Annotated in this window: 16 protein-coding genes and 1 tRNA gene; 9 read left to right on the forward strand and 8 right to left on the reverse strand. The window is 64.6% G+C overall.

Annotated elements, in window-relative coordinates; translation table 11 throughout:
• Positions 1-22 precede the first annotated feature (22 nt).
• Positions 23-2,251: a spermidine synthase gene (locus M0209_RS04505; RefSeq protein WP_258887104.1), complete on the forward strand. Its 2,229-nt coding sequence runs from the start codon at positions 23-25 to the stop codon at positions 2,249-2,251.
• Complete coding sequence (locus tag M0209_RS04510) at positions 2,236-2,790, forward strand: gamma carbonic anhydrase family protein (RefSeq protein ID WP_258887105.1); 555 nt, start codon at positions 2,236-2,238, stop codon at positions 2,788-2,790. The genes M0209_RS04505 and M0209_RS04510 overlap by 16 nt, the downstream gene beginning before the upstream one ends.
• Here the strand turns inward: M0209_RS04510 and M0209_RS04515 are convergent.
• Positions 2,780-3,235: a hypothetical protein gene (locus tag M0209_RS04515; protein WP_258887106.1), complete on the reverse strand. Its 456-nt coding sequence runs from the start codon at positions 3,233-3,235 to the stop codon at positions 2,780-2,782. The two genes, M0209_RS04510 and M0209_RS04515, sit on opposite strands and share 11 nt — an antisense overlap.
• Positions 3,236-3,316: 81 nt before the next feature.
• On the opposite strand from M0209_RS04515, the gene M0209_RS04520 reads away from it, so the two are divergent.
• A tRNA-Arg gene (locus M0209_RS04520) sits at positions 3,317-3,393 on the forward strand.
• A gap of 6 nt (positions 3,394-3,399) precedes the next feature.
• Here the strand turns inward: M0209_RS04520 and M0209_RS04525 are convergent.
• The 4 genes from M0209_RS04525 to M0209_RS04540 form a co-directional block, all read right to left on the reverse strand.
• The gene (locus tag M0209_RS04525) at positions 3,400-3,639 is read right to left on the reverse strand and encodes a hypothetical protein (RefSeq protein WP_258889563.1); all 240 of its coding nucleotides are present in this window, start codon (positions 3,637-3,639) and stop codon (positions 3,400-3,402) included.
• A 90-nt stretch (positions 3,640-3,729) separates the two neighbouring features.
• A complete protein-coding gene (locus M0209_RS04530) occupies positions 3,730-4,974 on the reverse strand; it encodes an N-succinylarginine dihydrolase (RefSeq protein WP_258887107.1) in 1,245 nt (414 codons plus the stop codon).
• Positions 4,971-5,972 (reverse strand): arginine N-succinyltransferase, encoded by a 1,002-nt coding sequence (locus M0209_RS04535; protein ID WP_258887108.1) that lies wholly within the window; start codon positions 5,970-5,972, stop codon positions 4,971-4,973. The genes M0209_RS04530 and M0209_RS04535 overlap by 4 nt, the downstream gene beginning before the upstream one ends.
• Entirely contained in the window at positions 5,972-7,177 is a 1,206-nt protein-coding gene (locus tag M0209_RS04540; RefSeq protein ID WP_258887109.1) for a hydrolase, read from the reverse strand. The genes M0209_RS04535 and M0209_RS04540 overlap by 1 nt, the downstream gene beginning before the upstream one ends.
• Positions 7,178-7,299: 122 nt before the next feature.
• On the opposite strand from M0209_RS04540, the gene M0209_RS04545 reads away from it, so the two are divergent.
• The 3 genes from M0209_RS04545 (at position 7,300) to M0209_RS04555 (ending at position 10,449) form a co-directional block, all read left to right on the forward strand.
• Positions 7,300-9,399 (forward strand): malate synthase G, encoded by a 2,100-nt coding sequence (locus tag M0209_RS04545; protein WP_258887110.1) that lies wholly within the window; start codon positions 7,300-7,302, stop codon positions 9,397-9,399.
• A 6-nt stretch (positions 9,400-9,405) separates the two neighbouring features.
• The gene (locus M0209_RS04550; protein ID WP_258887111.1) at positions 9,406-9,819 is read left to right on the forward strand and encodes a response regulator transcription factor; all 414 of its coding nucleotides are present in this window, start codon (positions 9,406-9,408) and stop codon (positions 9,817-9,819) included.
• A gap of 93 nt (positions 9,820-9,912) precedes the next feature.
• The gene (locus tag M0209_RS04555) at positions 9,913-10,449 is read left to right on the forward strand and encodes a DUF4199 domain-containing protein (RefSeq protein WP_258887112.1); all 537 of its coding nucleotides are present in this window, start codon (positions 9,913-9,915) and stop codon (positions 10,447-10,449) included.
• 4 nt (positions 10,450-10,453) lie between these two features.
• Here M0209_RS04555 and M0209_RS04560 read toward each other — a convergent pair whose 3' ends face one another.
• The 3 genes from M0209_RS04560 to M0209_RS04570 are packed head-to-tail and all read right to left on the reverse strand — an operon-like array spanning position 10,454 to position 12,272.
• Positions 10,454-10,828: a DUF1761 domain-containing protein gene (locus M0209_RS04560; protein ID WP_258887113.1), complete on the reverse strand. Its 375-nt coding sequence runs from the start codon at positions 10,826-10,828 to the stop codon at positions 10,454-10,456.
• The gene (locus M0209_RS04565) at positions 10,825-11,304 is read right to left on the reverse strand and encodes an RNA pyrophosphohydrolase (protein ID WP_258887114.1); all 480 of its coding nucleotides are present in this window, start codon (positions 11,302-11,304) and stop codon (positions 10,825-10,827) included. Before M0209_RS04565 ends, M0209_RS04560 begins: the two co-directional genes overlap by 4 nt.
• Complete coding sequence (locus M0209_RS04570; RefSeq protein WP_258887115.1) at positions 11,301-12,272, reverse strand: alpha/beta hydrolase; 972 nt, start codon at positions 12,270-12,272, stop codon at positions 11,301-11,303. Before M0209_RS04570 ends, M0209_RS04565 begins: the two co-directional genes overlap by 4 nt.
• A gap of 130 nt (positions 12,273-12,402) precedes the next feature.
• On the opposite strand from M0209_RS04570, the gene M0209_RS04575 reads away from it, so the two are divergent.
• From M0209_RS04575 to M0209_RS04585, 3 genes are all read left to right on the forward strand, one after another.
• Entirely contained in the window at positions 12,403-13,296 is an 894-nt protein-coding gene (locus M0209_RS04575; RefSeq protein ID WP_258887116.1) for a histone deacetylase, read from the forward strand.
• 78 nt (positions 13,297-13,374) lie between these two features.
• Positions 13,375-15,249: a 2-oxoacid:acceptor oxidoreductase subunit alpha gene (locus M0209_RS04580; protein WP_258887117.1), complete on the forward strand. Its 1,875-nt coding sequence runs from the start codon at positions 13,375-13,377 to the stop codon at positions 15,247-15,249.
• A gap of 36 nt (positions 15,250-15,285) precedes the next feature.
• Positions 15,286-16,320, forward strand: coding sequence for a 2-oxoacid:ferredoxin oxidoreductase subunit beta (locus M0209_RS04585; protein WP_258887118.1), 1,035 nt, complete (start codon positions 15,286-15,288; stop codon positions 16,318-16,320).
• The last annotated feature ends 31 nt before the right edge of the window (positions 16,321-16,351 follow it).

Genomic DNA, 16,351 nt, shown 5'->3' on the forward strand with positions numbered 1-16,351 from the left:
GACGGCGATCAGGGAGACCGCAATGGCGAGCGCCGCAATTCCGACGACTAACGCTTCAGCGAAATGGCGGTTCACGCTAGCCATCCTGGCAGGCTCGTTCCTGCTGTTCCTCGTCCAGCCGATGATCGCGCGCATGGCGCTGCCGCGCCTCGGCGGCGCGCCCGCGGTGTGGAATTCAGCGATGCTCGTTTATCAGGCGTTGCTGCTCGGCGGCTATGCCTATGCCCATTTCATCGGGCGGTTCGCGCCCCGTGTACAGGCGGGGGTTCATCTGTTCCTGCTGGCCGCAGCCGCGCTGATGCTGCCGATCGGGCTGATTGCGGCCGAGCCGTCGGCGACCGCCAATCCGGCGCTGTGGACGCCGTGGTTCCTTGCTGCCTCGATCGGACCGTTGTTCTTCGTGATTGCCGCGCAAGCCCCGCTGCTCCAGCGCTGGTTCGCAATTTCGGGCGGGGGCGATCCCTATCCGCTCTATGCCGCTTCGAACCTGGGCAGTTTTGCCGGGCTGATCGCCTATCCGCTGCTGGTCGAGCCGTTGCTGCCGATTGCGGGGCAGAGCCTGTTGTGGAGCACTGGCTATGTGCTCGTCGGTGTGCTGGTGGCCGCCTGCGCGCTGCTGCTGCCGCGTGGGGCTGCGGCGGTTGAGGCAGTGCCTGTCGCGACCGCGCCGATCCCGCTGCGCCGCATCGTCCACTGGATCGCGCTCGCGGCGGTTCCTTCGGGTATGATGCTGTCGACGACGACCTATCTCACCACCGATATCGTGGCGATGCCGCTGCTCTGGGTCGTCCCGCTCGGGCTGTACTTGCTCAGCTTCAGCGTCGCCTTCGCCGACAACCGGCGGCTTGCCGACGGGATCGTGCAGGTCACGCTGTTGGTCGTGCTGCTCGGCGGCGGTGTCGCCTTCGCGCAAAACCCGCAATTCCCGTGGTTGTTCGCGCCGCTAGGGCTGGTGCTGCTGTTCTGCTTTGCCGTTGCGCTCCACAGCGAGCTCTTCCGGACGCGGCCCGAACCCGCGCAACTCACCAAATTCTACCTGATCATGTCGTTCGGCGGTGTGCTGGGCGGGGCGTTTTGTGCACTGGTTGCGCCGCTCGCCTTCGACTGGGCCTATGAGCACCCGATCCTGATTTTGCTTGGTGCCGCGCTGCTTACCGCACCGCCGGTGTTCGCATGGGGCGAAAAATTGTGGGGCGGGTCGTGGCGACGCGCGTTCATCTATGGCGCCATGGTCTTGATCGCGTCGACGGTGCCGGTCGGCCTGTTCCCCGGCATGACAGTGCCGGTGCCGGTGTGGATCAAGATCGCGGGTATTCTCGTCATCATCAACTTCGCGGTGCTGGCGATCGGCAGCCGGCTTGCGTTTACGATGTGTCTTGCCGCGATGATGCTCGCGCTCGGCGGCTGGAGCGTATTGGCGCTATCCATCGACGGCGGGATGCGGGTGCGGAGCTACTTCGGCATCTATTCCTTCAGCGAAACCGCGACGACGCGCACATTGGTCCATGGCACCACGGTGCATGGCATCCAGTCGAAGGTGGCGGGTCGCGAGAACGAGCCGCTGAGCTACTACGCGCCCGAATCGGGAGTCGGACTCGCGATGCGCGATCTTGCCGCGCGCAAGGGCAATGGCCGCGTCGGTGTCGTCGGCCTCGGGGCGGGAACGCTCGCCTGCTACAAACAGCCCGGACAGGACTGGCGCTTCTACGAGATCGATCCTGCCATCGAAAAAATCGCGCGCGATCCGCAGCGTTTCACTTTCCTCGCGAAATGCGCGCCAGATGCTCTGGTTGAAATCGGCGATGCGCGGCTGGTGCTGGGCCGTGAAGTACGCGGCAATGCGGCTCCGCTCGATGTGCTGGTCGTCGATGCCTTTTCTTCGGACGCGGTGCCGATGCACCTGCTCACTCGCGATGCGCTCGACATCTACCAGCGCCGCCTGGCTCCCGACGGTATCCTGATGATGCACGTGTCGAACCGGTTCCTCGAACTGGAACCGGTGCTGGCGGCGGCGCAGGGCTGGGGCTGGCAACTTGCCAAGCGCGACTATGCCCCCGATGCCGAGGGGCGCAAGCGCGCCTATTCGGACTCGCACTGGATCGTTCTCGCACGCGACCCGGCCGTCTTCGCCGCTTTCATCGACCGCACCGGTGCATCAAAATGGGTAGCGACAAAACGTCGCGCCGGGTTCAACGGCTGGACCGACGATTTCGCCAGTATCCTGCCGGTCATCAAATGGACGAAGCATTGAACACGATCATCCCTTTTCAGGGCAAGACACCGAAGATCGACCCAAGCGCGTTCATTGCGCCGGGCGCGCGGATCATCGGCGATGTCGAGATCGGGCCGAATTCGAGCATCTGGTACAATTGCGTGCTGCGCGGGGACGTCAACGCGATCCGCATCGGCGCGCGCACCAATGTGCAGGACGGCACGGTCATCCACTGCGATTCGCCCAAGCCCGGCAACCCGGCGGGCCTGCCAACGATCATCGGCGACGATGTGCTGATCGGGCATATGGTGATGCTGCACGGCTCGATTTTGCACGACCGCGCCTTTGTCGGGCTGTCGAGCACCGTGATGGACGGCTGCACGATCGAATCGGACGGGATGCTCGCAGCAGGGGCGTTGCTTAGTCCGGGCAAGATCATCCGCGCGGGCGAACTATGGATCGGGCGACCGGCGAAAATGCTTCGCATATTGTCAGCCGAAGAAATCGCCGCAAACCAGCTCGGCGCGGCGCATTACGCCCACCTTGCCGCGCTCCATGCCGAGGCGGTCAGCGGATAAGCGCGTCGAGCTTCGCGCCCTGCCGGTCGTAGATCGCCTGCACCTCGGTACGGGCAGCGGTAAGCGCGGTGGTATCCTGTCCCTTGTCGATGGCCTCGCCGATCGCAACATCCAGCGCTGACAGCGCGTCGAGCGTGGGCCCCCGCGCGACATCGACTGCCGAACGCGCATTTTGCGCGGCGATCCAAGCTTCGCTCTGTGGTGGGGCGTTCGTCGATGCTGCGGGTAATGCTCTTTCGAAGGCGACATTGCTTTGCTTCGCCTGATCTATCAGCCGCACGATAAGGGCCGCTTGTCCCGCATCGGTCGCCACCGGCCGCACGGGCGGTGGGGCAGGTGCATCGATGTCGGCGTTTTCTGCAGTGCGCGGGAGTAGTGAGGGGGCATCGACCACTCCTGCACAGGCCGAGATCAAAATGAATGGAAGCACCGCTGCAATTTTCATGGGTCTTGCCCTAGGCGCTGCATTTCCCGGCCGCAACGGGGTTGCGCCGCGCCCCACAATCGCTATGTGCAGCGCCTCTGCGCGCCCGTAGCTCAGCTGGATAGAGCATCAGACTACGAATCTGAGGGTCGGACGTTCGAATCGTTCCGGGCGCGCCAATTTTTCTAAGCTGGATCGACAGAAGCCGAACGTTCGCGCTCGTAGCGCAGCGCGTCGAGGATCTTTGCCCCCGCCAGCATCACCGATCCGCTGCATGCCCAGAACAGCAACCAGCCGCCGGTGCCGGGATATTCGCCCAGATAGCCCTTGCCGCGCTCCATCGCGCCGACGGCAAGCGCGAAGATAATCAGATACGCCTCGACCCGGGTTTTGATGACGAACAGGCGAGCGATTTTGCGAAGCATGGGTTTCATGCAGCAAGGACTAGGCCAACCGATGTTTTGCGTAAATAACCGGTTAGCGTTCATGGTTACCTGTCAGTTAATCCGACAGTCCTAGATCGGGATGCCCAAGGCGGAGACGAGCGCTTGCCGTGCGCGACCGATATCGGCGATCAGCGCGCCGCTCGCCAGATCGATGGGCGCAATCGCTTCGGGCCAGTGCGCCGCCACGATGCCTGCAACCATGTCGAGCTTTCTCTCGTCCACGATAAACCGGGCATCGACCGTGGCGGGATCTGCGACAACGCGCAGCCGTAGACACGCCGGTCCGCCCCCATTTGCCATCGACTCGCGGACATCGACGGGGATCAGGCGGCGGATGGGGCCGTTGCCCGCGACCAGCGTCTCGAGCCAGCCCCAGACGCGCGGGTTGGCCTGCGCCTCGGTCGGCAGGATCAGGGCCATACCGCCGCCTTGCGGCAGCGTGACCAACTGCGCGTTGAACAGATACGACTGAATCGCGTCAGCGAGCGACACCACCGACGCGGGCACCTCGACGATCTCGACCTCGGGCAGCAACCGGTGAAGCTCGGCATAAAACGTGGCTTTATCGGCGAATGCCTGTTCGTGCGCGAACAGCACGCGCTCGTTGGCGACCGCCACCACATCGTTGTGGAATGCGCCTGCCGCAATCGCTTCCTCGGATTGCTCGACGTAAAGCGCATTGGCGACCCCGTGCAGCCGCGCCACCGCTTTCGACGCCTCGATATGCTGGCGCGCCGGAAAGGCACCGCCGCGTACGCCATAGACGAACACCTCCACCCCGGGCGCGCCGTGATGCGCGCAGAGTCGCATGTGGTTCGCCGCGCCTTCGTCGCCGAACGGGGCGGGGACGGGGGCGTGCACGGTGAAAATGTTTCCGGGAAAGGCGATGGACAGCTGCTCATGCGTGCCCTGCCATTCGTGCGCGCGGTGCGGCATGGTCATCAGATTGGCGACCGTCAGGTGGCAGCGCCCGTCGTGTGTGTCAGGCGCAGGCGAGACGGTTGCGGCATTCGCGGCCCACATCGACGAGGCCGACATGGCGGCTGCACGGATATGCGGCTCGATGCCGTGTTCGTCATGGTGGCCGAGCGATTGCAGCCAGTTCGTGTCCGGACGCACCTGCGGCAAGAAGAAGCCCTGCGCGAGGCCAAGGCGCAGGTTCGTCCGCATCTTCTCGATACCTTGCAGCGCCGCCGCGCGCGGCCGCGATACGGCACCGGCATTCTTCGACGAGGCGAGGTTGCCCGTACTCAGCCCCGCGTAGTTGTGGCTCGGTCCGACGATGCCGTCGAAGTTGATCTCGACCAGGGTCATTGCGGCGCGACCAGCACGGTCTGTCCCGGCTCGATCTCGAGCGCCGCCGCCGATTCGGGATCGATAGTGTCGCCGTCGACCTGTCCCCAGGCCGCAACGAAACCGGTCAAGCTGCCGTGCGAGACGATGGTTCGTGGTGCCATATTGTCGGCGATGCGGGCAATCGTCACTTCGCGCGCATCGGCGACCGAGCGGATCCGGCTTGTTGTAGCGCACATCGTCGGGCCGCCGTCGAAGATATCGATATAGCCGTCGTGGTTGAACCCTTCGCCTTCCAGCATCCGCATCGCGGCGCGGCCCGAGGGGTGGGGCAGGCCGATGGCCGCGCGTGCGGCGTCGGTCAGCATCGCGATGTAAACCGGTGTCTTGGGCATCAAATCGGCAATGAACTGGTGCCCGTTGATCGCGTTGAATTCGTCGGCGTCCTGGAAGTTCATGCCGAAGAAGCGACCGGCCAGCCCGTCCCAGAATGGCGAGCCGCCGCCCTCGTCGATCAGCCCGCGCAACTCGGCAATCATGCGGTCGGCAAAGCGGGCACGGTGCTGTCGAACGAACAGATAGCGGCTGCGCGCGATGAGCATGCCCAGCCCTCCGGCGCGTTCGCGGGGATGCAGGAACAGCCCGCCGACTTCGCTCGATCCCTCAAGGTCGGTCGACAGGGTCAGCATATCGGCCCTGAACGTCCTTCCCAGCTCCTTCGAATGCTGGGTCAGCGTGCCGATGCGATAGCTGTAAAAGGGCGCGGTCAGTCCGATCTGGCTGAACATCTGGCAGGTGCCCCGCACCTGACCCGTCGCGGTATTTTCGAGCACAAGCACGAACAGGTCATCGGCGATGCTGTCGTCCGTGCGGGCGAACGCGGCACCCGACCGGTCGAGCTTGGCGGTCAGCGACTTGCGGTCGGCAGGCAGGTTGGTGAACCCGCCGCCGGTCAGCTTCGCCATCTCGTAAAGCGCAGCGAGGTCGTCGGCGCGCGCAGCACGCATCCTGAAAGTCATCAAATGGCCCCATTCGCCAGCCGGTAAAGAGTGAGCGCGGACAAGGCCGCGCGCTCCGCCAGCGATTCGACGATCAAATACTCTTGATCCGAATGGATGGCACCCCCGCGCACGCCCATCGTATCGACGACGGGCACACCGCAGGCGGCAATATTGTTGCCGTCGCACACGCCGCCGGTCGCCTTCCACGCAATGCTCTGCCCGAGGTCCGCGCCGCAATCTCTGACGAGGCCGAACAGCTTCTCCGCAGGCGGGTCGAGCGGCTTTGGTGGTCGGCCGAAGCCGCCGTGCGGGTGGACGCTGACGTCATGACGGCGCGCGACGTCCGCGACGATTTCCGCAAGCGCCGCTTTCGCTTCGGCCTCGAGCTCGGGGGTCAGCGGACGCAGGTTGACGCGCAGCACTGCATGATCGGGCACGACATTGTTCGGCCCGCCACCATCGATCTTCGCCGGATTGACGCTCAACCCTTCACGTCGCAGTGCCGCCAGCCGCAGCGCGAGGTCGGCAGCCGCGATCACCGCATTGCGGCCGTCGTCCGGATTGCGTCCCGCGTGCGCGGACTTTCCAGTCACGACAAAGCTGAAATTGCCGCTGCCAGGGCGGGCACCCGCCAGAGTTCCGTCGGGGAGTGCAGCGGGTTCATAGGTCAGTGCCGCAATCTTGCCGCGCGCCAGCTCGGCAATCAGCCCCGCCGACGATGCCGAGCCGGTTTCCTCGTCGCTGTTGAGGAGCACATCATAACCGAGCGCAGAGGCCGCATCGCTGCCCTCGAACGCCGCCAGCGCCGCAAGCATCACGGCAATGCCGCCCTTCATATCGGCAACGCCGGGGCCGTTGATCACGCCGGGTTCGATCTCGCGCAGCATCTGGAACGGATGATCGGCGGGGAACACCGTGTCCATATGACCGGTCAGCAGGATGCGCCGGTTGGCGCCCGGCCGGACCGCGAGGTGGATATGCTGCCCGCGCTGCGTCGTCCGGACGTGTCCATCGGACGAAATACTTTCCTCCGGCGCTTGATCGACCAAGCAGATGTCGCCCGGCAGCACGGCAAACTGTTCGGCGAGCAGGCCCGCGACCTCAGCCAGCCCCGCCAGATTGCCCGTCCCGCTGTTGATTGCCGCCCAGCGCTCAACCTGCGCCCGCATCGGTGCGGCATAGGCGCGCGCGATCAGCGCATTTTCCTGTTGGGTGAGTGCCATCGACGTCCTCTACAACGGGCGTCATCCCCGCGAAAGCGGCGCTTGTCCTGCCGCCGTTCGGACGGCATAGGCGCTCGCACCTCCTCCCCGGGGCCGTACCTTCGTCTGACTGGGAGTCCTGCATGTCCTATATCCCCCGCGCTAGCCTGAGCGTTGCGCCGGTCCTCGCCGAATTCGTCGAGCAGGAAGCGCTGCCGGGAACGGGCGTGACCGCCGACGCGCTATGGGCGGGATTGGCCGACATCCTCGCGCGCTTCGTGCCGGTCAATCGTGCACTGCTCGCCAGGCGCGACGACCTTCAGGTGCAGATCGATGCGTGGCACAGCGCGCGGGCAGGGCAGGCGTGGGATACCACCGCGTATCAGGCGTTCCTGACCCAAATCGGTTACCTCGTCCCCAAACCTGCGCCGTTCGCCATCGATACAGCCAATGTCGATGCCGAGGTTGCCACGATGGCGGGGCCGCAGCTCGTCGTGCCCGCGCTCAACACCCGTTTCGCGCTCAATGCAGCCAATGCGCGCTGGGGCAGCCTTTACGACGCCTTCTACGGCACCGATGCGCTCGATGCCCCGCCCGCGAAGCCCGGCGGCTATGATGCCGAGCGTGGCGCTGCAGTGATCGCACGGGCAAAGGGTTTTCTCGACCAAGTATTGCCGTTTATCAATCAGTCATGGAGCGATGTGGCCGCGAGTTCCGTCGCCGAGCTTGAAGATCAAATAATTGTCTTCGGGGCCGATGGTGGCGAAAGTCTTGTGGGCAGGACAGAGCGCTCGCTCCTTCTTCAGCACAACGGACTTCATATCGAAATAGTCGTGGATCGAGTGCACCCTATCGGGAAAAATGATCCGGCTGGCATCGCGGACGTCATCCTCGAATCAGCCTTGTCGACGATCATCGACCTCGAGGATTCGGTCGCTGCGGTCGATGCTGACGACAAGGTGCAGGGTTATCGCACGTGGCTCGGCCTGATGAAAGGCGACCTGACCGCGACCTTCGACAAGGGCGGGCGCAGCATGACCCGGGCGTTGGAGGACGACCGGCAATGGCATGGACCGGACGGCGCGTTCACGCTGCATGGCCGCAGCCTGCTCTTCGTCCGCAACGTCGGGCATCTGATGACCAATCCCGCGCTCTTGCTGCCCGATGGACCCGAAGTCCCCGAGGGTATTCTCGACGCCGTACTGACCAGCCTTATCGCCATGCACGACAAGGGCGGCAACTCGCGCACCGGCAGTATCTATATCGTGAAGCCCAAGATGCACGGGCCAGAGGAAGCCGCCTTCACCAACGACCTGTTCGATGCGACCGAAGATATGCTCGGCTTGGCTCGCCACACGATCAAGGTCGGCGTCATGGACGAGGAGCGCCGCACGTCGGCCAATCTCGCCGCGACGATCCATGCAGTCCGCCACCGTATTGCGTTCATCAATACTGGCTTCCTCGACCGCACCGGCGACGAAATCCACACGTCGATGCGCGCGGGGCCAATGGTGCCCAAGGGCGAAATGAAGACCAGCGCCTGGATTAAGGCCTATGAGGCGCGCAACGTCGCCATCGGCCTTGCTTGCGGCCTGAGCGGCAAGGCGCAGATCGGCAAAGGCATGTGGGCCGCGCCCGACAAGATGGCGGATATGCTCGCGCAGAAGATCGGCCATCCGACCGCAGGTGCGAACACCGCCTGGGTGCCGTCGCCTACCGCCGCGACATTGCACGCGATGCATTATCACCAGCTCAACGTGTTCGCGCGGCAGAAGGAATTGACGGCAATCCCGCCGCTTGCCGACTTGCTGAGTGTGCCGCTGGCAACGGGTCGTAACTGGAGCGCCGCCGAGATCGAGCGCGAACTCGACAACAACGCTCAAGGCATCCTCGGCTATGTTGTCCGCTGGATCGATCAGGGCGTGGGGTGCTCCAAAGTGCCCGACATCGACGATGTCGGCTTGATGGAGGACCGCGCGACCTTGCGTATTGCCTCGCAGGCGCTGGCTAACTGGTTGTTGCACGGGGTCTGCACCCGCGAACAGGTCGAAGCGGCGTTCACGCGGATGGCCGCGAAGGTCGACGGGCAGAACGCAGGCGACCCGCTGTACCGCAAGCTGTCCCCTGACAGCATCGCGATGCAGGCGGCGCGCGCGCTGGTGTTCGAGGGCGTGACTCAGCCCAATGGCTATACCGAGCCGTTGCTGCACAAGTTCCGGCTCGACGTGAAAGCGGCAGGGTAGGAACGGATGGTCCGGCAAGCCGTCCTTTACGGTCTTGCCCTCGCGGCCGTCGCGCTGCTGCTCGACTGGCTCGACTACAGCCATGCGATGCGGCTGCATTCGACCGAATTCTATGTGCTGTGCATCGCAGTGCTGTTCGTGGCGCTCGGCATCTGGGTCGGTCACCGGCTGACGCCGTCGCCGAGGTCCGCGATGTTCGTGCCCAACGCTGCCGCGCTCCAGTCGCTCGGCATCAGTGCGCGCGAAGCCGAAGTCCTGACCCTGATTGCGGCGGGCCATTCCAACAAGGTCATCGCTCGGCAACTCGCCATTTCGCCTAACACGGTGAAAACACACGTCTCGCATGTGTTTGAAAAGCTGGAGGTTGCGAGCCGCACGCAGGCGGTCGACCGCGCGCGTTCGTTCGATATCTTGCCGTAAATTCGGGCGGGAAACGCCGAATCACCCGTTCGGGCGATAGACTTGGGAACGCATCTGTCGTGAAGTGCCCGCATAGTTTGCAGGGGAAGCGTCATGGGACGGATCATCGCGGTTTACGGCATCATCGGCGGCATCGTTGTTGCGCTCGGCATGCAGCTCAGCATCCGGTTCGTGAGCGATCACGGGACGCTCGGGATGGTCGTCGGCTATCTGACCATGCTCGTCGCGCTGTCGATGGTGTTCGTCGGGGTGAAAAGATACCGCGACACGGTGCACGGCGGCGTCATCCGCTTCTGGCCCGCGCTGGGTGTCGGCCTCGGCATCGCGGGCGTGGCGGGGCTGTGCTACGTCATCGGCTGGGAAGCGTATATGTACGCGACCGACTACGGGTTCATGGACGTATATGCGAAACAGGCGATTGCCGAGAAGATGGCGTCGGGCGCATCTGCGGCTGAAATCGTCAAGTTCGGTGCCGAGATGGAGGCGTTCAAGTTACAGTACGCCAACCCGCTGTTCCGCATGCCGATGACCTTTGCAGAGATCGCCCCCGTTGGCGTCCTAGTGGCACTGGCCTCCGCCGCCATCCTTCGCAACAGCCGTGCGTTTCCGGCGGTGGCGGCGCGGAGCTGACGGCCTACACCGGTGGCGGCACCAGTCCGATCAGGCGCATGATGATTGCCTGCAGGACCATCGCGGCAAGCCAATAGCCGCCGTCGACACCGATCGTTCGCCACGATTGTCCGCGCAACCGGTAGCTCGCGGTTAGCGTGGGCGCGACGAATCCGGCCCAGATAACGACCGCGCTGCCGATGGTCATGGTCCATAAGCCACCTTTGGGCGGCGCAAGAATCAGTGCCCCGGCCAATATCGCCGCCAGCCACGCCTGTGCCAGAAACACGACCGCAAGCGTCGCGGGGGCGGCCTTGCGGCCATAGATCAGGCCCGCCAGCGCGACGCTTGCAAGCGCCGCGACAATGATGGGCAGGATGTTGATCCAGATGTAGATCATGTCGTCCTCGGCGGCAGATGCGCGGCGAATTCGTCCAGCACCGCTTCGTATAACGGCTTTTTGAAGGCGACGATCAATTCGGGCAGCCGCCAGGGATCGACCCATTGGAAGTTGCGGAACTCGGGGTGTTCGGTGTCGAGGTTCACGTCCACGTCGCTCCCCAGAAAGCGCATCAGGAACCAGCTCTGCCGCTGGCCCGCATAGCGTCCCTTCCACAGTTTTCCGGCCAATTCGGGAGGGAGGTCGTAAAGCAATTCGCGCGACGACTGCGCGATCACCTCGACCAGATGCGTGCCGATGCCCGTTTCCTCTTCCAGTTCGCGTAGCGCCCCTGTCCGCGCGTCCTCACCGGGATCGAGTCCGCCCTGTGGCATCTGCCAGGCGTCGAGACTCGAATCGATCCGTTGCGCCACGAACACCTTGTCGTCGGCATTGAGCAGCATCACCGCTGCGGCAGGACGGTATTCGAGCGTCACGCCGCCTTTGCCGCCTGCGTCTGATTTCCGACGGCCTCGTCGATCATCGGTTTGAGCACCGCAAGGAACCCGGCGATATCACCCTTCGACGAGGGGATGCCTTTCCGCAGGCAGATAAAGCCGTGGATGTTGCCCACCGCCTCGCGATAAGTCACCGGCACGCCGGCCTTTGCCAGTTCGCCGACATAGGCGCGGCCCTGATCGCGCAAGGGGTCGAGACCTGCCGTCACCACCAATGTCGGCGGCATGCCCGTGTGATCGTGACGCAGCGGGAATGCGCGCACGTGGCCCAGCTCGGCGGCATAGGCGTCGGTGAAATACTGCATCGAATCCTGCGTGAGCAGCTTGCCCTGGTTGTGCTCGGCGAACGAAGGCCAGTCCTCGGTATCGTCGACGACCGGATAGATCGGGAACTGGACGATCACCGGCACGGCGGCCGGCTTGTCGCGCAGCGCCATGGTCGTGACCACCGCGAGATTGCCGCCTGCACTGTCGCCCGAGGTAATCAGACCCGTCACCGTGCGCCCGAGTTCGGACGGACTGCCCGCGATCCAGCGCGTGGCCGCCTCGCAATCGTCGGGAGCCGCTGGCCAGGGGTATTCGGGTGCAAGCCGGTAATCGACCGCGATGACCGGAATGTCGAGGACACGGGCGACCTCCGCGCAATAGGGCTCGTGCGTGTCGAGGTTGCCGATGACGAATCCGCCGCCGTGGTAGAACACCATCACCGGCCCCGGGTCGCGCGACGTCCGTGCATCGTAGAGCCGCCCGAAAATCATGCCGGCAGGTGTCGGGATTTCGAGGTTTTTGATCACCGCGAGCGGCCCGACCTCGGCATCGGCCACCGCACGCATCGCAACCATGGTCAGCCGCGCGGTCGCCGCAGGCAACTCATGCATCTTGGGTCCGGGCACGGCGTTGAGGAACGTTAGAAAGGCGTTGACGTCGGGGCGGTCGCTATAGGTCATGTGCGGTATCTCTCCGTTTTCGCCTTACGCTAACGTAAGCCGGTGGAGAGGTGAACCCAATTCCTCCCCAGCGCTGGGCTGGGGAGGAATTGGGGTTCTCGATTCCACCCTGACGGTGGATGATGCGTCCATGCTCCACGTCGTCCACCACCCCGATTATGTCGTGACCGCGCGCGGGGGCGCGCACCAGTTCAGCAAATACGGCGCGGTGATGGATGTGCTGCGCGAGAGCGGCGACTTGGCTGAATACCGCCCCGATCCGATGCCGCGCGCATGGCTGGAGGCCGCTCACGACCCCGCCTATGTCGAGGCGGTGCTTGCGGCGCAGGTCGCGCCCGCGATCGAACGCCGCATCGGCTTTCCCGTCACGCGCGAAGTCGCGCGTCGCGCACAAGTCAGCCCCGGCGGCACCTGGTTGGCGGCGAAGCTGGCGCTGCAACACGGCTATACCGCGAACGCAGCGGGGGGCAGCCACCATGCGCTGCCCGACAGCGGCGCAGGGTTTTGCGTATTCAACGACCTCGCCATCGCGGCGCTGCGGCTGGCGGGGGAGGGCGATGCAACCCGCATCCTGATCGTCGATTGCGACGTCCATCAGGGCGACGGGACCGCCGTCATCCTCTCCGGACGGCCCGACATCGCGACACTCTCGGTGCACAGCGAGAAGAATTTTCCGGCGCGAAAGGCCCGCTCGACACTGGACGTGGCACTGCCCGACGGGACCGGCGACGACGACTATCTCGCGGCATTGCGGCCCGCGCTTGCCGCCATGATCGACCGCGTGCGGCCCGACCTGATCCTTTATCAGGCGGGCGTCGACGTCCATGCCGACGATAGGTTGGGGCGGCTGGCGCTCTCGGATGCGGGAATTGCCGCGCGCGATACGCATGTCGCCAGCACTGCCCGCGCCCTCGGCATTCCGCTCGCCAGCGCCATGGGCGGCGGGTATGGCGATGACGTTTTGGCGGTCACCCGCCGCCACGCCGCCGCGATGCGAAGCTGCGCTGCCGCCTATTTCGATTGATTGCCCCCCAAGTTTTACTAAGTGGCGACAACGCAATCCGCGTCCTACAGGCGGCGCGACGTTAAAACTGGAAGATGCATGGCCTCCGCCGTTCACGAACTCACCCGCGAAGAAGCGGAAGCGCACCCCAACCCCGAAAGCATCGTCGTTCGTTTTGCCGGCGATTCCGGCGACGGGATGCAGCTGACCGGCGGGCAGTTCACGCTGTCGACCGCGCTCGCGGGCAATGATCTCGCCACTTTCCCCGACTTCCCCGCCGAAATCCGCGCACCGCAGGGGACGCTGTTCGGCGTGTCGGCGTTCCAGATCAATTTCGGCTCGACCCAGATCGAAACCGCGGGCGACGCGCCCGATGTGCTCGTCGCGATGAACCCGGCGGCGCTCAAGACCAATGTCGGGTCGCTGAAACCCGGTGGCCTCATCATCGCCGATGAAGGCGAATTCGGCGTCCGCAACCTCGCCAAGGCGCAGTACGACGTCTCGCCGCTGACCGACGGCAGCCTCGCGCAATGGCAGCTGATCGCGTTCAACATCTCGCAGCTGACGCTCGACGCGGTGAAGCCGTTCGGCCTCGGCAACAAGGAAGCGCTGCGTTGCAAGAATATGTGGACGCTGGGGTTGGCGCTCTGGATGTTCGATCGCGACCGCGAACCGCTGATCGATTGGCTGCGTGAGAAATTTGCGAAGAACCCGGTGCTGGCGGATGCCAATATCGCGGCGCTGAACGCGGGCCACGCCTATGGAGAGACCGCTGAGCTCGGGCCGTCGGTGCGCCAGCACAGCGTCGCTGCCGCGCCTGCCGAGCCGGGGCTTTATCGCACGGTGACGGGGGCGGAGTCGCTGGCGATGGGTCTTGTCGCGGGCGCGCAACTCGCGGGGCTGAAGATGTTCTTCGGCGGCTATCCGATCACGCCCGCCTCGGCGATCCTGCATTATCTGTCGCGCCTGAAGGAATTCGGCGTCACGACGTTTCAGGCCGAGGACGAGATTGCGGCCATCGCGTCAGCCATCGGCGCTTCCTATGCGGGGCAGCTAGGCGTTACCTCGTCGTCGGGTCCGGGCATCGCGTTGAAGGGCGAGGCGATGGGCTTGGCGATCATGACCGAATTGCCGCTGGTCATCGTCAATTCGCAGCGTGGCGGCCCCTCGACGGGCCTCCCGACCAAGACCGAACAGTCCGACCTGTACCAGGCAGTTTACGGCCGCAACGGCGACGCGCCGATGCCGGTGATCGCTGCGCGCAGCCCTGCCGATGCGTTCGAATGCGCGATCGAAGCGGTGCGGATCGCGACACAATTTATGACGCCGGTGATGCTGCTGACCGACGGCTATATCGCCAACGCCGCCGAGCCATGGAAAGTGCCCGACACGACGGCGCTCGAACCGTTCCCGGTGACATTCACCGCTGAAGTCCCCGAAGGCGGTTTCAAGCCCTATGCCCGCGACGCCAAGCTCGCGCGACCGTGGGTCAAGCCCGGCACCCCCGGCCTGCTCCACCGCATCGGCGGCATCGAGAAACAGGTCGATACCGGTCATATCAATTACGAAGCCGCCAACCACCAGACGATGACCGACTTGCGGCAAGCCAAGGTTGCCGGGATTGCAGACCATATTCCCGAACAGGCGGTCGAACTTGGGACAACATCGGGCAAGCTTGCTGTCGTCGGCTGGGGTTCGACCTATGGTCCGATCCACCAGGCGGTGCGCCGCGCACGGGCAAAGGGGCAGGACGTCCACCACATCCATCTGCGCCACATCTGGCCGATGCCGCGCAACCTTGGTGCATTGTTAAAGGGTTACGAGCATATCCTCGTACCCGAGATGAACACCGGCCAGCTCAAGACCGTGCTGCGCGACCAGTATCTCGTCGATGCCAAACCGCTCAACAAGGTTAGTGGGCAACCCTTCCGCATCGCCGAGATCGAAGACGCTATAAACCGGCGTTTGGCGTAACCTTTACTAACCTTTCGCTTCAATTAGGCTCCCCGCATGAACGCCATCACCTCCATCCGCGCCTCGGCCCCCAAGGACTGGGAGACCGATCAGGAAGTCCGCTGGTGCCCCGGCTGCGGCGACTATGCCGTGCTGAAGGCGGTGCAGCGCACCATGCCCGAGATCGGCGCGGACCCGGCAAAGACGGTGTTCGTCAGCGGCATCGGCTGCTCGTCGCGTTTCCCCTATTACATGGAAACCTATGGCTTCCACACGATCCACGGCCGCGCACCGGCAGTCGCGACGGGGGTGAAGCTCGCCAATCCCGAGCTCGATGTGTGGATCATCACCGGCGACGGCGACGCGCTGTCGATCGGCGGCAACCACACTATGCACCTGTTGCGGCGTAACCTCGACTGCCAGGTGCTGCTGTTCAACAACGAGATCTACGGTCTGACCAAGGGGCAATATTCGCCGACGTCGCGGGTGGGGACGCGCAGCCCCTCGACCCCGTTTGGCTCGGTCGACCGTCCGGCCAGTCCCTGCGCGTTTGCGCTGGGCGCGGGCGCACGCTTCATCGCGCGCGGCATCGACGTCCACAAACGCCTGCCCGAAGTGCTCAAGGCCGCGCACGCGCACAAGGGCACGGCCTTTGTCGAAATCTACCAGAACTGCATCGTCTATAACGACGACGTGTTCGCGCCGTTCACCGACAAGGCGAATGCTGCGACCGGCCAGCTGTGGCTGTCGCATGGCGAGCCGATGCTGTTCGACGGCGGCACCAAGGGGCTGCGGCTGAACCGCGACACCCTGTCGTTCGAGATCGTCGATGTGGTCGATGGCGACTGGGCGGCGGCGGGCGTGCAGGTCCATGACGTCATGAACCGGATGCTCGCGCATCTGCTCGTCGAACTGCCGCTCGGCAGTTTTCCCGTCGCGCTCGGCGTCATCTACGACAGCCCCGCGCCGACTTTCGAAAGCGCCGTCGTCGCGCAGAACGCGGCAGCGGCCAAAGGCAAGACCCCCGACCTCGCCGCGTTGATCGCCAAGGGGCAGACATGGCAGGTGGACAAGGAAGAGCATGTCATCTGAATTCCTCCCCGGAACGGGGAGGGGGACCACG

The sequence above is a fragment of the Sphingomonas sp. SUN039 genome, from assembly GCF_024758725.1.
Lineage (GTDB): Bacteria > Pseudomonadota > Alphaproteobacteria > Sphingomonadales > Sphingomonadaceae > Sphingomonas_O.

Excerpts from the sequence above, each read along its gene's own strand:
- M0209_RS04515 (WP_258887106.1), bottom strand. The coding sequence starts at position 3,235 with ATGAAAATTGCAGCGGTGCTTCCATTCATTTTGATCTCGGCCTGTGCA.
- M0209_RS04555 (WP_258887112.1), top strand. The coding sequence starts at position 9,913 with ATGGGACGGATCATCGCGGTTTACGGCATCATCGGCGGCATCGTTGTT.
- M0209_RS04545 (WP_258887110.1), top strand. The coding sequence starts at position 7,300 with ATGTCCTATATCCCCCGCGCTAGCCTGAGCGTTGCGCCGGTCCTCGCC.
- M0209_RS04560 (WP_258887113.1), bottom strand. The coding sequence starts at position 10,828 with ATGATCTACATCTGGATCAACATCCTGCCCATCATTGTCGCGGCGCTT.
- M0209_RS04570 (WP_258887115.1), bottom strand. The coding sequence starts at position 12,272 with ATGACCTATAGCGACCGCCCCGACGTCAACGCCTTTCTAACGTTCCTC.
- M0209_RS04550 (WP_258887111.1), top strand. The coding sequence starts at position 9,406 with ATGGTCCGGCAAGCCGTCCTTTACGGTCTTGCCCTCGCGGCCGTCGCG.
- M0209_RS04580 (WP_258887117.1), top strand. The coding sequence starts at position 13,375 with ATGGCCTCCGCCGTTCACGAACTCACCCGCGAAGAAGCGGAAGCGCAC.
- M0209_RS04530 (WP_258887107.1), bottom strand. The coding sequence starts at position 4,974 with ATGACCCTGGTCGAGATCAACTTCGACGGCATCGTCGGACCGAGCCAC.
- M0209_RS04505 (WP_258887104.1), top strand. The coding sequence starts at position 23 with ATGGCGAGCGCCGCAATTCCGACGACTAACGCTTCAGCGAAATGGCGG.
- M0209_RS04575 (WP_258887116.1), top strand. The coding sequence starts at position 12,403 with ATGCTCCACGTCGTCCACCACCCCGATTATGTCGTGACCGCGCGCGGG.
- M0209_RS04525 (WP_258889563.1), bottom strand. The coding sequence starts at position 3,639 with ATGCTTCGCAAAATCGCTCGCCTGTTCGTCATCAAAACCCGGGTCGAG.
- M0209_RS04510 (WP_258887105.1), top strand. The coding sequence starts at position 2,236 with ATGGACGAAGCATTGAACACGATCATCCCTTTTCAGGGCAAGACACCG.
- M0209_RS04535 (WP_258887108.1), bottom strand. The coding sequence starts at position 5,972 with ATGACTTTCAGGATGCGTGCTGCGCGCGCCGACGACCTCGCTGCGCTT.
- M0209_RS04585 (WP_258887118.1), top strand. The coding sequence starts at position 15,286 with ATGAACGCCATCACCTCCATCCGCGCCTCGGCCCCCAAGGACTGGGAG.
- M0209_RS04540 (WP_258887109.1), bottom strand. The coding sequence starts at position 7,177 with ATGGCACTCACCCAACAGGAAAATGCGCTGATCGCGCGCGCCTATGCC.